At 63.4% G+C, this 13,910-nt stretch carries 12 protein-coding genes and 1 pseudogene; 12 read left to right on the top strand and 1 reads right to left on the bottom strand.

The window, feature by feature from the left end; translation table 11 throughout:
* Positions 1-8 precede the first annotated feature (8 nt).
* Positions 9-1,172 (top strand): annotated as a pseudogene (locus J7E82_RS09515) (MFS transporter); the annotation flags it as partial.
* Here J7E82_RS09515 and J7E82_RS09510 read toward each other — a convergent pair.
* Positions 1,126-1,686 (bottom strand): phosphatase PAP2 family protein, encoded by a 561-nt coding sequence (locus tag J7E82_RS09510; RefSeq protein ID WP_374223605.1) that lies wholly within the window; start codon positions 1,684-1,686, stop codon positions 1,126-1,128. The pseudogene J7E82_RS09515 and the gene J7E82_RS09510 overlap by 47 nt on opposite strands.
* Before the next feature lie 208 nt (positions 1,687-1,894).
* Here J7E82_RS09510 and J7E82_RS09505 point away from each other — a divergent pair, with 208 nt between their 5' ends.
* From J7E82_RS09505 to J7E82_RS09455, 11 genes are all read left to right on the top strand, one after another.
* Entirely contained in the window at positions 1,895-3,397 is a 1,503-nt protein-coding gene (locus J7E82_RS09505) for a bifunctional phosphatase PAP2/diacylglycerol kinase family protein (RefSeq protein ID WP_214862360.1), read from the top strand.
* 88 nt (positions 3,398-3,485) lie between these two features.
* A complete protein-coding gene (locus J7E82_RS09500; RefSeq protein WP_214862359.1) occupies positions 3,486-4,481 on the top strand; it encodes an ATP-binding cassette domain-containing protein in 996 nt (331 codons plus the stop codon).
* Complete coding sequence (locus tag J7E82_RS09495; RefSeq protein ID WP_374223603.1) at positions 4,478-5,239, top strand: ABC transporter permease; 762 nt, start codon at positions 4,478-4,480, stop codon at positions 5,237-5,239. The genes J7E82_RS09500 and J7E82_RS09495 overlap by 4 nt, the downstream gene beginning before the upstream one ends.
* A 105-nt stretch (positions 5,240-5,344) precedes the next feature.
* Positions 5,345-6,289, top strand: a complete 945-nt coding sequence (locus J7E82_RS09490; RefSeq protein ID WP_214862358.1) for an ABC transporter ATP-binding protein — start codon at positions 5,345-5,347, stop codon at positions 6,287-6,289.
* Positions 6,290-6,291: 2 nt separating this feature from the next.
* Positions 6,292-7,143, top strand: a complete 852-nt coding sequence (locus J7E82_RS09485) for an ABC transporter permease subunit (protein WP_214862357.1) — start codon at positions 6,292-6,294, stop codon at positions 7,141-7,143.
* A gap of 27 nt (positions 7,144-7,170) precedes the next feature.
* Positions 7,171-8,547, top strand: a complete 1,377-nt coding sequence (locus tag J7E82_RS09480; RefSeq protein ID WP_251041689.1) for a sensor histidine kinase — start codon at positions 7,171-7,173, stop codon at positions 8,545-8,547.
* Positions 8,548-8,618: 71 nt separating this feature from the next.
* Positions 8,619-9,293, top strand: a complete 675-nt coding sequence (locus J7E82_RS09475; protein ID WP_308113735.1) for a response regulator transcription factor — start codon at positions 8,619-8,621, stop codon at positions 9,291-9,293.
* A gap of 141 nt (positions 9,294-9,434) precedes the next feature.
* Positions 9,435-10,343 carry an intradiol ring-cleavage dioxygenase gene (locus J7E82_RS09470; RefSeq protein WP_214862355.1) on the top strand — a complete coding sequence of 303 codons (909 nt, stop codon included), beginning with the start codon at positions 9,435-9,437 and terminating at the stop codon, positions 10,341-10,343.
* A gap of 47 nt (positions 10,344-10,390) precedes the next feature.
* The gene (locus J7E82_RS09465) at positions 10,391-11,698 is read left to right on the top strand and encodes a M18 family aminopeptidase (protein WP_214862354.1); all 1,308 of its coding nucleotides are present in this window, start codon (positions 10,391-10,393) and stop codon (positions 11,696-11,698) included.
* Positions 11,699-11,969: 271 nt separating this feature from the next.
* Positions 11,970-12,821 carry a glycosyltransferase family 2 protein gene (locus J7E82_RS09460; RefSeq protein ID WP_214862353.1) on the top strand — a complete coding sequence of 284 codons (852 nt, stop codon included), beginning with the start codon at positions 11,970-11,972 and terminating at the stop codon, positions 12,819-12,821.
* A 2-nt stretch (positions 12,822-12,823) separates the two neighbouring features.
* Positions 12,824-13,822 carry a glycosyltransferase family 2 protein gene (locus J7E82_RS09455; RefSeq protein WP_214862352.1) on the top strand — a complete coding sequence of 333 codons (999 nt, stop codon included), beginning with the start codon at positions 12,824-12,826 and terminating at the stop codon, positions 13,820-13,822.
* The last annotated feature ends 88 nt before the right edge of the window (positions 13,823-13,910 follow it).

Raw genomic sequence — 13,910 nt, 5'->3', positions numbered from 1 at the left:
TCGAACGAATGAGCACAGCAACTACCATCAACGTCCGTGCCGCAGCCGTAGCCACCTTCCTTGTGTTCGGAATGAACGGACTGGTTTTTGCCAGCTGGGCCGCACGCATCCCCGCCGTCACCGAAGCGTTGAGCCTGACCTCCGGGCAGATGGGCACGCTCCTTCTGTGCATCGCCGTCGGCTCCCTGACCGCGCTGCCCTCCGCGGGCTGGGTGATCGGCAGGATCGGCACTGCCAACACGGTCAGGGGCGCTGGGCTACTTGTTTCCGCGGCCGGGACGGGTGTTGCCTTTTCATTGATGGCCGGTTCGGTAATAGCCACAGCAGTGGCTCTCTTCTTTTTCGGGGTGGGCATCGGGCTCTGGGACGTAGCCCAGAATGTCGAAGGGGCCGACGTCGAACATCGCCTCATGCGCACGGTGATGCCGCAGTTCCATGCAGCCTTCAGCGGAGGCGCCTTTGTTGGGGCCCTGATCGGTGCCGGCCTGGCAAGGCTCGGAGTCGGGCTTCCGGCGCACCTCCTTGCCATCGCTGTGGCGTCCCTGGTCCTGGCGCTCATTGCCCCGCGGTACTTCCTGCCCCACATCGTTGAGCCCGAACCGGCCGACGGAGAAGCGCGTGAGCGGAAGGGGGCCACAGCTTGGCGCGATGGCAGGACTTTGCTGATTGGCGTCGTTGTCCTGGGCGCTACCCTCACGGAAGGGGCAGGCAATGACTGGATCGCCAAGGCGGCCGTGGACGGGCTTCGGGTGACCGAGTCCGCCGGTGCCCTGCTGTTCGCGCTCTTTGTTGGGGCCATGACGGCGATGCGGTTCTTTGGTGGACGCGCTATCGACGCTTACGGCCGGGTCGCAGTGTTGAGGGCCAGCATGGTCGCCGCCGCGGCGGGCCTTGCCCTCTATGTTTTTGCAGGGAACATGGTCCTCGCGTCCATCGGTGCGGCACTTTGGGGCATCGGCGCGGCACTGGCCTTTCCGATGGGCATGTCCGCGGCGGCAGATGACCCCAAGCATGCTGCTGCACGGGTGTCAGTGGTTTCGACGATTGGCTACGTCGCCTTCCTCGCTGGACCACCCCTCTTGGGTTACCTGGGCGACCACACAGGCATCCGCCTGGCCCTCCTGGCTATTGCGGCGCCGATTCTGCTCGCCCTTCTGCTCGCCGGCGCCGCGCGGCCCTTGCACGCCAAGTAAGGATCCGCTCAGCGTCGACATTCTCCTGCACACAGGCCCTTTGGAAAGCGATCCAGAGCAGTAGAACGACGCCAATGGAGAAACAGGCGGCCCCCACCACATCCATAAGCCAGTGCGCGGCGAGATAGGTGCGGCTCAGCATCATGGAAAGGATGCCGAGCAAGGAAATAATCCAGGCCCACAGGCGTCCAATCAACAGAGCGAGTACCACTAGCAGGACCGTGGTCGCGGAAACATGCCCAGATGGGTATGAACCACTGTCACTCAGGACCACTGCCTCCGCGGGACGGGAACGGTCAATAAGCGCCTTGGCGAGCTGGGTCACAAGGAGGCCCACAAATCCGGCAAGGATGCAAAAGGCGGCCGTGCCGGGGCGACGGCGCAGAATCAGGATGGTGGCAAGGAGTGCCTGGAGCAAAAGTGCCCCCAGAAACCCGAGGGCGTTCAGGACCCAGTTGACACCATCCCACCACGGGGCACGGAGAGAGGCCATGAAGTCATGCCAGCCGGTGTCCAGTTCCAGGAAGGGAACGTCGCGAGGCTGGGCTATCAGCATTCCTGCGGGGATGATCGCGGCCGCCAGGAGGATTGTGCCGACTGTTACCAATCCGCCGAGGGCAAAGCTGCGGGGAGCCAGGAGCCGTGCCATGGCAATCATCCTAGCCCTCCTCATCAGTGCAGACACCGCGCTATGGTGAGGTGTGCGAACAATTCTCCGGAGGGGGTCGGGCTGGGTTTCAGCCCGGGACCGCTCGTTGGTGCGCGCCGTCGGGCGCCTGCCACACGGAAACCACGACCACTTCTTCCGCGCACTCTCCGCGTCAGCCACTAAAGGCAAATTGTGGTTCGCCGTGGCCGCCGTCCTGGGGGCCGTGCCGGGCAGGGAGCGGCGCGCCGCTGTCCACGGAATCCTGGCCCTGGGCGTTGCATCCGCCGTGACCAACCTGGGATTCAAGACACTCCTTCCGCGGGCACGCCCGCTTCCCGAGCACCTGCCCGTGTTTCGCTTTGTACATCCACAGCCCATCAGTTCCTCGTTGCCGTCCGGCCACTCGGCCTCAGCCGTGGCCTTCGCGCTGGGCGTCGGGTTCGTCAGTCCGGCCGCCGGGCTCGTCCTGGCTCCTGTTGCGGCCGGTGTCGCTTACTCCCGCATCCACACGGGGGCACACTGGCCATCGGACGTGCTCTTCGGATCGGCGATCGGCGCGGGGGCGGCACTGCTGACCCGCCGCTGGTGGCCGGAGCGCCCGCCCGTACCCAAGATTCGCCAGTCACCGGTAGAAGCTCCCGCACTGAAAGACGGCGAGGGCCTCAGCATTGTGGTGAACCCGCTGGGAGGTTCTTACACCCCGGAAACCGCCCGTGTCCTGAGCAAAGAATTCCCGAAGGCGCATATACATGAGATTCCGGAAGGGTCGGACTTAGCCGAGGAAGTACTGGCGGGGGCCCTTCACCCCGGAACCCGTGCTCTCGGAGTCTGGGGCGGGGACGGGACTGTGGGCTGCGCAGCCGGGACCGCCGTCGAGCAGTCCCTTCCGCTCCTGGTGCTGCCGGGCGGGACGCTCAACCATTTTGCGCGGGACGCCGGGATCGACTCAGTAGAAACGGCCGCACGCGCAGCCTCCAAAGGCGAAGCGGTCCGTGCAGACCTCGGGAACGTTGTCGTCGAGCGAGGCCTTCCCGACACGCCTGAAACAACCCGGCTGACCATGCTCAATACAGCCAGCATCGGCGTCTATCCGAACTTGGTGAGGCGCCGTGAGCGGCTTACCCCGGCACTGGGAAAACCCCTAGCTGGCCTGATCGCCGGATTTCGAACCTTCGCCGCCGCCACTCCATCTACCTTGCGCATCAACGGGGTCCGCCACAAACTCTGGATCCTCTATCTGGGGCGCGGCCGCTACTACCCACGGGATCTCGCACCGTTGACGAGGCCCATCCTGGACGACGGCCTTTTCGATATCCGCATCGTTACGGCAGATGAGCCCTTCGCACGGCTGCGGCTTTTGTGGGCCATCCTGACCGGAACCGCGGCGACGTCGAAAGTCACGCACCTCACGGAGGCGAGCCATGTGGTTGTGGAGGCCGATGCCCAGCCCCTGGTGCTGGCCGTAGACGGCGAAATCCTGCCCGGTGTACGGCGTGCCGAATTCAAGGTTCTGCGGGGGAAGTTGCACTGCTATTCGCTCAATTCCGAGGCCTGAAAGACACCGGACTTCGGCAGCCCATATGCGGACCGAATATGACCGCGAACCTCTATCCTCCCGCGAGGCACCCTCCTAGCCTGTTCGGGTGAACATCATTGAAGCCTCCGGATTAAAGAAGTTCTACAAAGCCAAAACGGGCCAGGTCCACGCGCTGAACGGCCTTGACCTCTCAGTCCCCCAAGGAACCGTCACCGCCTTGTTGGGGCCCAACGGAGCCGGGAAAACGACCGCCGTCAAGGTCCTGACCACCCTCATCAAACCCGACGCCGGCACCGCGCACATTGACGGAATCGACGTCGTACGGGATCCGCATGGTGCCCGTCGAATCATTGGCGTGTCAGGTCAGTATGCCGCCGTCGACGAGAACCTGACGGGATTCGAAAACCTTGAGATGGTAGGACGGCTCTACCACCTGGGGCGACGGGAGTCGCGGCGCCGGGCGCAGGAACTGATCGACATGTTCGAGCTGACTGCCGCCGGAAACCGTCCCGTAAAGGGGTTCTCCGGCGGGATGCGACGGCGGATCGACGTCGCCGGAGCCCTTGTGAACAAGCCTAGGATCCTGTTCCTGGATGAGCCCACCACCGGGCTGGACCCGAGAAGCAGGCTGGCCCTCTGGGAAATCATCCGGGGACTGGTCAATGACGGAACCACCCTGCTACTGACCACCCAGTACCTTGAGGAAGCAGACCAGTTGGCCGATGACATTGCCGTGATCGACGGCGGCCAGCTCATCGCCCGCGGCACCGCCGACGAGCTCAAGGCGCAGGTCGGCGGGCATCGGGTGGTGATTGCCTTGGTCAGGGCGGCCGATTCCGACACCGCCCTGCGCATCCTTGCCAGGCACGGCGAAAGGGAGGCGGAACTGGCTTCGGACGGGCGCACCATCGAAGTCCCGGTCGGGGAAGGTCCTCGGGCCCTGCAGTACATCCTCTCCGAGTTCGCTTCCCAACGCATTGAATTGCACGACGCCGGAATGCGACGGCCTACCCTGGATGACGTCTTCCTGCGGATCACCGGCCGCAAGGTTGAGAAGGACGGGGCGCTCAACACCAGGAACGAGATGGAGGACGCGAAATGAGCACGGTGACAATGCCCGCGACACCCATGACCGCCGCCAACCATGGCCCGGGACGCTGGGCCAGCGACGGCTGGACCGTGACCAAGCGGAACCTCACCAAGATGAAGCGCTCCCCCGACATGCTGCTGTTTGCCGTACTCCAGCCCATCATGTTTGTCCTCCTGTTCAGCCAGGTCTATGGGGGCTCCATAAAAGTGGAGGGATCGGACTACACGCAGTTCCTCATGGCCGGGATCTTTGGCCAAACAGTCGTTTTCGGCGCCACGTTCTCCGGTGCCGCCATGGCGCAGGACCTCAAGGAAGGAATCATCGACCGCTTCCGGACCCTGCCCATGAGCTCATCGGCCGTACTGATAGGGCGGACCAACGCAGACCTGGTGCCCAACGCCATCTCCATGCTCATCATGATTGGGACGGGGCTGATGGTCGGTTGGCGGGTGAATACCTCCCTCCCCGAGTTTCTGGCCGGCGTGGGCCTGCTGCTGCTTTTCAGCTACGCATTCAGCCACTCCGCTGCGGATCTTCGCCGACTGGAACCCTGTTTCTGCACTGGTGCAGGCAGCTCGCCAGTTGTTCGGAAACCTGGGCACTGCACCCATCCCGGATGCCTGGCCGATGCAAAATGCTGTAGCAACCGTGCTGATTGGGGCTGCACTGATGATCGTTGTCTTCGTTCCGCTGTGCATCCGAAAGTTCGAGTCGATCAGCTCACGGTGATCCCGCTCGCGGTAGACCGTCATCCATGCGGACTACCCTGAACGGACCCTGAATCATCCCTAAGACCGGCGAATCCCGGGCCGCTGATGGCTAGCGTTGTTACTACAGTCAATCGGCTGCGAAGCAAGCGGAGGGAACGCTTCCAAATGATCGAGGCAAAAGGCCTGACCAAAGTCTACGGCGACAAGACCGCCGTCGGAGGGGTCAGCTTCACAGTCCAGGCCGGGCAGGTGACGGGCTTCCTTGGCCCTAACGGCGCCGGCAAATCCACCACTATGCGCATGATCATGGGCCTGGATGCCCCGACGGCGGGCGCGGTAACGGTCAACGGCGTCCCGTTCGCGCATCACTCAGCGCCACTGCGTGAAATCGGGGCGCTCCTTGACGCCAAGGCCGTCCACACGAGCCGCAGCGCCTACAACCACTTGTTGGCTATGGCCGCCACGCACAGCATCCCGAAAAAGCGCGTCCACGAAGTCATCGAAATGACAGGCCTGGGCGACGTCGCGAAGAAGAAAGTGAAAGGCTTCTCGCTGGGAATGGGCCAGCGACTTGGCATTGCCGCCGCCCTCCTGGGCGATCCGCAGACGATCATCCTGGACGAGCCCGTCAACGGCCTTGATCCCGAAGGCGTCGTCTGGGTCCGAAACCTGGTCAAGTTCCTCGCCTCCGAAGGGCGGACTGTGTTCCTGTCCAGCCATCTCATGAGCGAAATGGCCCAAACTGCGGACCACCTCATCGTAATCGGCCGCGGCAGGATCATCGCCGATGCCCCGATCAAGGAGATCATCACCGGCAAGGGGCAGGCGCGAACGCGCGTCCGCACCGACCAGCCCGAGCAGCTCATGGGCCTGCTGGCCAGCGACGGAGTTTCGGTGGAGGTCCAGGACCACGAGCTCCTCGAGGTCAAGGGAATAACACCACGGCAGATTGCACGGGCCGCCCTGGACCATCACGTCATGGTCTATGAGCTGACGCCTTTGCAGGCGAGCTTGGAAGAGGCCTACATGGAGCTGACCAAGGACGAGGTGGAATACCACTCACTCATCACTACCGGGGCTCCCGTTCCCGCCCAGACCGGAGGCAAGTAACTATGAGCGCCACCACCCTTGACCTCCGCCGGTCCCGCGTCGATGTGGGCCCCGGTCCCAGCTTCTTTCGCGTCCTGAACTCGGAGTTCATCAAGTTCCGCACCCTGCTGTCCACCCTGATCCTGCTCGGGTCGACCGTGCTGGTCATGGTCGGTTTCGGGGCCCTCAACGCTTGGGGCGTCGGGCAGTTTTCCGAGGCGTCCAGGGACGATCCGGAGGCGGCGGCGGCTTTCGCCGCGCAGGGCGCCGACCTCACGGTGCGCGTACCGACGTCGGGCCTGGACTTCGCGCAGCTCATCATCGGTTCGCTGGCCGTCCTGTTGATGAGCTCCGAATTCACCACCGGAATGGCCCGCTCCACTTTCGCCGCCGTGCCGAAGCGGACACCGGCGTTCGTGGCGAAGCTGCTCGTGGTTACGGTCTCCGCGTTTGTCCTGACCGTCGCAGCAGCCCTGCTCACGTACGTCGTAGCCGCCCCCATCCTGGACAATTACGGCTTCACGATTGACCTGGGGACTGAACATTCGCTCCGGATGCTGCTGGTCAGTGGGCTCTATGTCGCGGCTGTTGCTGCAATCGGCATGTCACTGGGCACGCTCCTGCGCAACTCCGCCGGGGGCATCATGTCCCTCGTTGGCCTTTTCTTCGTAGTTCCGATTGCCTTCCAGCTCATTCCCGGGGACTTCTTTGTCGAAGCAAGGAAGTACCTGCCGGGGAACCTGTTCCAGACAATCACAGCGGGAACGCCGGCAGACGGTGCCCTGGAGATCTGGCAGGCGTCGCTGTGGCTGGGAGCCTGGGTTGCGGTGCCACTGGTCCTGGCCATGGTGCTGCTCAAGAAGCGCGACGTGTAGGTGAACATTGCCAACTAGGCTCAATCCATGACGGAGGGACAGGCAGTCGAGGAAGCGGTGGTCGGAGCGGCCGCCGCTTCCCGCGCGTCCACAGAATCCCGCGCGTCCACAGGGTCCCGCGCGTCCACGCAACCCCAGGCCAGCGACCCCTCCTTTGCCGAGATCACGGCCAAACGGCGTGGCCGCATCCGACGCTATCTTTTCCAGCATCCGCGAATCATGGATCTGGTGGTGGTGCTGTGCTACCTGCTGCTGGCCGCTTCCACGGTCGTGGCCTCCAGCGCCGACGGCGAGTGGCAGGCCGGCGTCGTCCTTGGGGCGATCGCCGGGGTTCTGTTCCTCCGGAGGCGCTTCCCGACGGCGGTAACGGCCGTCGTCGCGCTCCTGGAAGTAGCCGCTACCCTGCTGAACCCGTGGGGATCCAACGTGTCCGCCGGCCTGTGGTTCGCCCTGTATGCGGTGGCGGTGGCGAGGCAACGGAAGTTCGCTTTCTTCACCCTGGCAGCAGCGAGCACTCCCCTGGCGCTCGTTTATCTGTTCATGGCAACCAGCCCGACCTCCGTGATGGGCAGTCCTGAGGCTGCGGCCGGTTCCGATCACTTCCACCTCGTGAGCAACATCGCCGCGGCAATAAGCATCATGCTGTCCAACATGATCGCCACGGGGATCGGGATCTCGGTACGCCAGCGGCGGGAGCATGAGGACGAGGTGGCCGCTTGGGCGGCTAGAACGGCGCAGCTGGGCTCCGTCAACGAGCGCAACAGGATCGCGCGGGAAATGCACGACGTCGTGGCACACTCCCTGACCGTCATGATCAGCCTGTCCGATGGCGCCGCGGTAGTGGTCAAGAAGGACCCGGAGCGCGCCGGAGAGGTGCTGGGGGAACTCAGCAGGACGGGGCGGATGGCACTGTCGGACATGCGCCGGGTCCTGGGCGTGCTCCGCGATGACCGCACTCCACGGTCACCGCTGGAGCCCCTTGCTGCGGGGGATAACCTCACCACGCTGCTTGACGGCTTCCGCACCGCGGGCCTGCCGCTGCACTATTCCCATACCGGCCCTTCGCTGCCCGAGGACCCGGCCTTCCGCCTGACCGTCTACCGGATCGTGCAGGAGTCACTGACCAACGTGCTGCGCTATGGCCGCGGCCTGACCCATGTGGATGTGGAAATCAGGCGCGACGGCGATGTCGTCACCATTGACGTGCTCGACGACGGCCGACGACTGCAGGACGAGGGTCGCGGACTGCAGGGGGAAGGCAGCCTTGGCACGGGCCAGGGCATCGCAGGCATGCGCGAGCGGGCAAGGATTTATGCGGGAACGGTGGAGGCCGGCCCTGCTTCAAACGGGGGATGGCAGGTCCATGCCCTGCTGCATTGGAACGGAGACAAGGAGAAAACGTGACTGGGGGACAAACTGGGGGACTTGCCGGGGGATACGGCGAGGCGGAGGAGCCCGCTGAGGACGGCGGGCCGATCCGGGTCTTGCTGGTTGATGACCAGCCGCTGCTGAGGATGGGGTTCAGGCTCATTCTGGAGGGTGAGGATGACCTCGAAATCGTGGGTGAAGCCTCGGACGGGGCGGAGGGTGCCCGGCTGGTTCAGGATCTTCGGCCTGACGTGGTGCTCATGGACATTAGGATGCCGGTGCTTGACGGTATCGAGGCCACACGGAGGATCACGTCCTCCAACTCCCGAGCAAGGCTCATCCTCCTGACCACTTTCGACCTCGACGAATACGCCTTCGCCGGGCTACAGGCCGGAGCGTCGGCCTTTCTGCTCAAGGACGTGGCACCGGCGGAGCTCGTCCAGGCTGTTCGGCTGGTAGCCAGCGGTGACGCCGTTGTGGCGCCACGCGTCACGCAGCGACTCCTGGAAACATACGTGCGGGGGGCTATTCGCCCCGACGCCGTTCCCCCTCCTCGCGATCCCCTGCTTGAAGACCTCACCAGGCGCGAAACCGAGGTCCTGGAGGCAATCGCCGACGGACTATCCAATGCCGAGATTGCGCACAAGTTTTTCCTGTCAGAAGCCACGGTCAAAACTCACGTCCGGAGGATCCTGAACAAGCTGCACCTGCGCGACCGGGTGCAGGCGGTTGTCTACGCGTACGAAACCGGTTTGGTGGTACCCAGCAATCCCGATTTCTGAGCGGAACGCTAAGTGGACACCAGGGCCGGGCTCGCCTCCCCCAACTGCCAGCCCCAACTTCCTCCGCCCAACTGCCGGCCTCACAGGCTGCTCACAGCTTCGCTATGTACAGGTCATAGGCGGGGCGGGTTCCATTGACGCATGAACAAAAATCCGCTCCCGCCCTCGGACCCCATCAAAGATGCCCAGCCGCACCCGGACCACGACCGCGGACTGGAATTCGATCTCTCCACGCTGTTGAGCCGACGCCGAACCCTCGGCGTGCTGCTGGGCGGCGGCGCCGCCGTCGCGCTTGGAGCCTGCACGCCGAGTGACCCCGGAAGTGCCGGTGCCACGACCACGCCAGCTTCTACGGGTACGACGGCGGCGACGTCCACGCCGTCGTCGGCTTCTCCCACGGTCACACGGGCGATCGCCGAGTGCGGGGTGGAGATCCCCAAGGAAACCGCCGGTCCCTTCCCCGGGGACGGTTCCAACGGTCCCAATGTACTGGAGGCTTCGGGCGTGGTCCGCCAGGACATCACCTCCAGCTTCGGCACGTCCAGCACCAAGGTCACCGGTGTGCCGCTCACCGTGACCCTGACCCTGCTCGATAACGCCAACGGCTGCAAACCCCTGGCCGGCGCCGCCGTTTACGCCTGGCACTGTGACAAAAACGGCAAGTATTCAATGTACGATTCCGGGCTCGAGAACGAGAACTATCTTCGCGGGGTCCAGGAGGCCGACGCCAACGGCCAGCTGACCTTCACCACAATTTTCCCCGGCGCCTATAACGGCCGCTGGCCCCACATCCACTTCGAAGTGTTCGAATCCATGTCCAATGCCACCAGCGCCGGGCAGATCCTGCGAGTGTCGCAGATCGCCCTCACCGATGCGGCCTGTAACGAGGTCTATGCCACGGCGGGCTACGAGACCAGCGCGCGAAACTTCCCCAACACCACGCTGCAGTCGGACAACGTGTTTGGCGACGACGGCGGTATCTACCAGCTGGCCACGATGTCAGGATCCGTCTCGGCCGGCTACACCGCGGCGCTGAACGTGACGGTGTAGCTGCTGGATTGGCGGGTCCGATTTAGCCCCGGGCTAAACTCGGTCCCATGCCTTCCAACACCTCCGCTTTAGAGCACATCCGGGACCTCGGCGACTACGTGAACGCTTCGCCGTCAAGCTTCCATGCGGTCCACGAAGCCGGTCGTCGGCTGGATGCCGCCGGCTTCAGCGCGCAGGATGAGCGGGAGGCCTGGGAGGGCGGTCCCGGTAGCTTCTACGTCCTCCGCGACGGCGCCTTGATCGCCTGGGTCGTCCCGCAGGCGGCTGGCCCCGCCACGGGCTTCAACATCCTGGGCACCCACACCGATTCGCCGTCGTTCAAGCTCAAGCCCAAATCCACGAGCGGAAAACTGGGCTGGCTGCAGGCGGGAGTCGAGGTCTATGGCGGGCCGCTGCTGAACTCGTGGCTGGACCGGGAACTACGGCTCGCGGGACGGCTCGTGATGCTTGACGGCACGGAACACCTGACATCTACGGGGCCGCTCCTGCGCTTTCCCCAGCTTGCCATCCACCTGGACCGGGCAGCGAACGATGGCCTGACCCTGGACAAGCAGCAGCACATGAACCCGGTATTCGGCCTCGGCGATCCCGCCGGCGAAGACCTCCTGGGGCTGCTGGCCAAAACTGTTGAGGGGGGTGCCGTGGACCCGGCGCAGATCGGCGGGTACGACGTCGTTGTGGCGGACACGCAGGAGCCTGCTGTTTTCGGTGCCAACAGCGAGTTCTTCGCGTCCGCGCGCCTGGACAATCTTTCAGCAACGCACGCGGGGCTGGCGGCGCTGATCCGGCACGCGGAAGCTGATAATGGAACCGGGTCCGCACCCATTGCAGTCCTCGCCGCCTTCGATCACGAGGAAGTGGGCTCGGCGTCCCGCTCAGGCGCCTCCGGACCCCTCCTCGAAGACATCCTGTTACGCATCTCAGACGGCCTCGGCGCGACGGTGAGCGAACGGCGGCGGGCCCTGGCGGCGTCGTTCTGTGTTTCGGCCGATGCCGGGCATGCAGTACACCCCAACTATCCCGAACGCCACGACCCCGCCAACCGCCCAGTGCTGAACGGCGGCCCGCTGTTGAAAATCAACGCGAACCAGCGGTATGCCACTGACGCCGGCGGGGCGGCCTTGTGGGCGCGGTTGTGCAAGGAGAGCGGCGTCGCATATCAGGAGTTTGTGTCCAATAATGCGATCCCCTGCGGCTCGACGATCGGCCCCCTGACGGCTACCAGGATCGGGATCAGGACGGTCGACGTCGGCGTACCGCTGCTGTCCATGCACTCCGCGCGGGAGCTGTGCGGCGTAGAGGACCCCTACAGCCTGGCCACGGTGACCCGTTTGTTCTTCCGGACGGCCGTTTAGCGCTGAAGAAACGTTTATTCAGGTGCTAAATAGCGATTACTCCAATGAATTTGAGTACGGCTGTATGGATTGACCCTACAAAAGCGAGTACTGGCTACTCGTGATACCTAAGGGAGCCGCCCGTAGGCTCTAATCCACGGGCAGAGTCATTGGCTATGAGTAGCTGGGACCACAGACCAGACCAGACCGGATAAGCGCTAGTGTCGCGACCTTCTCTTGAGTTGGCGCGGCATTATCAAATTTTCGTCAAAGTCATGAAGTGGTGAGGCATTTGTCTATTTCCACCCAGCTTCCAAGTACGTTCTCCGAGCCGGCAGTGCCGTCGTCGAGGGCGTCAGTAAGCGTGGTTATCCCAACATTGAATGAAGCAAAGAACCTCCCCTGGGTTCTTCGCCGAATGCCGTCGTACGTGGACGAAGTAGTGATCGTCGATGGTCGCTCCCAAGACAACACTGTGGATGTGGCCCGGGCTCTCCGAAACGACGTCGTAGTGGTGCACGAACTGCGCAAGGGGAAAGGTGTTGCCCTCCGTGCGGGATTCGCCGCGGCTTCAGGGGACATCATCGTCATGCTGGATGCCGATGGAAGCATGGATCCCCAGGAGATCGGCTGGTTCGTCTCCCCGCTTCAGCATGATTACGACTTCGTCAAAGGCTCGCGCTATGTGACGGGCGGCGGCTCTGAGGACCTGACCCCATTGCGGCGGACCGGCAATCGTGCGCTGACAGCCTTGGCTAACACCGTACTCCACAGCAACTATTCAGACCTTTGCTACGGATACATAGCCTTCCGCAGGGAATGCCTGGAGATCCTCCAGCTGGAATCGGACGGTTTCGAAATCGAGACTGAACTCATAGTCCGGGCAGCCAAGGCGGGTCTCCGCATTGCCGAGGTACCAAGCATTGAGCTTGACCGTATATCAGGAGTGTCCAATCTGCAGACCTTCCGGGATGGCTGGAGAGTCTTAAGGACGATGGCACGCGAATGCACGCTCTGGGAGGCCCCTACCGCGGGAGCTCGTCCCGAGGCCTTGCGCCGCGTGAAATACACCTACGCCAACGTCAAGTTTCCCCGGACGCCAACGGATCCCCAAAGCATTCTCTCCTTGATTGCGGAGGCTTAGCAATGTCTACTTTTGTTGAATCTCCTACAGTCACCGTGGTGATTTGCGCTTATACCCAGGAGCGCTGGAGTCTTTTGCTGAACGTCATTCAGTCCGTCCACGCACAAACTTTCACTCCCCAGGAAGTCGTTGTGGTGGTTGACCACAACGAGGGTCTTTATAAGCGGCTCATTGAGAATGTGCGTGATGTGACTCTCGTGGAAAATACCGGCCCCCAAGGGCTTTCCGGAGCACGCAATACCGGGGTCAGCCTGGCGGACTCCGACGTTGTGGCCTTTTTGGACGACGATGCCGAAGCGGCGCCGGATTGGCTGGAACGACTGATGGCTCTCTATGACGATCCTGATGTGCTGGCTGTAGGTGGCCGCGTTGAGCCGGTATGGGAAAAGGGACGTCCCGGATACTTCGGCGAAGAGCTGGATTGGATTGTTGGGTGCAGCCATCGGGGGATGCCAAGGGTTGCATCTGAAGTCCGAAATGTCATTGGTGCAAACATGTCCTTTCGGCTTGATGTCCTCCGTCAGGTTGGCGGTTTCAACCTCACACTTGGCCGCCAGGGAACCAGGCCCCTTGGCTGCGAAGAGACAGAAATCTGCATCCGTTCCAGGATCGGGTCACCTGGCTCGAGGATTGTCTACGAACCAGCAGCCCTGGTACATCACCACGTGCCGGCCAGCAGGGCAACCCTCCGATACATGCTGGCCCGGTCCTGGTCTGAGGGGATCTCCAAGGCGCAGGTCAGCCAGGTCGTCGGCCACAAACGGGCCTTGGGCGCGGAGCGGCGGTATGTCCGAAGCGTCCTTCCGAGGGCCGTTTTTTCCGGAATACAGGACTGGAGCCGGGATGGAAACGTCTATGGACTCGGCCGTGCCGGAGCCGTCATCGCCGTTCTGGCCTTCACCGCCGCGGGGTACTTCCGGGGACGTCGGCTTGCACACCTCTCCGCGCGTCTCCAGAGCAGCACAGCTCTTGTCGGAGCGCCATGGAGGGAAGTGCAGTGAACAATCGTGCAAGGGAGGGAAATGCAGTGAACAAGCATACAAGGCGAGTCCAGTCCCGTTTAGGCGGGTCGCGGATTCTGCGGCTGCC

Source organism: Arthrobacter sp. ISL-30 (assembly GCF_018613855.1).
GTDB lineage: Bacteria > Actinomycetota > Actinomycetes > Actinomycetales > Micrococcaceae > Arthrobacter.
The sequence above is the reverse complement of the archived record's forward strand: the minus strand, read 5'-3'. Positions and strand labels throughout refer to the sequence as shown.

What these genes read in the sequence shown, in the direction of transcription:
- J7E82_RS09510 (WP_374223605.1), bottom strand. Translation starts at nt 1,686, where the DNA reads ATGGCCTCTCTCCGTGCCCCGTGGTGGGATGGTGTCAACTGGGTCCTG.
- J7E82_RS09495 (WP_374223603.1), top strand. Translation starts at nt 4,478, where the DNA reads ATGAGCACGGTGACAATGCCCGCGACACCCATGACCGCCGCCAACCAT.
- J7E82_RS09490 (WP_214862358.1), top strand. Translation starts at nt 5,345, where the DNA reads ATGATCGAGGCAAAAGGCCTGACCAAAGTCTACGGCGACAAGACCGCC.
- J7E82_RS09485 (WP_214862357.1), top strand. Translation starts at nt 6,292, where the DNA reads ATGAGCGCCACCACCCTTGACCTCCGCCGGTCCCGCGTCGATGTGGGC.
- J7E82_RS09480 (WP_251041689.1), top strand. Translation starts at nt 7,171, where the DNA reads ATGACGGAGGGACAGGCAGTCGAGGAAGCGGTGGTCGGAGCGGCCGCC.
- J7E82_RS09470 (WP_214862355.1), top strand. Translation starts at nt 9,435, where the DNA reads ATGAACAAAAATCCGCTCCCGCCCTCGGACCCCATCAAAGATGCCCAG.
- J7E82_RS09465 (WP_214862354.1), top strand. Translation starts at nt 10,391, where the DNA reads ATGCCTTCCAACACCTCCGCTTTAGAGCACATCCGGGACCTCGGCGAC.
- J7E82_RS09455 (WP_214862352.1), top strand. Translation starts at nt 12,824, where the DNA reads ATGTCTACTTTTGTTGAATCTCCTACAGTCACCGTGGTGATTTGCGCT.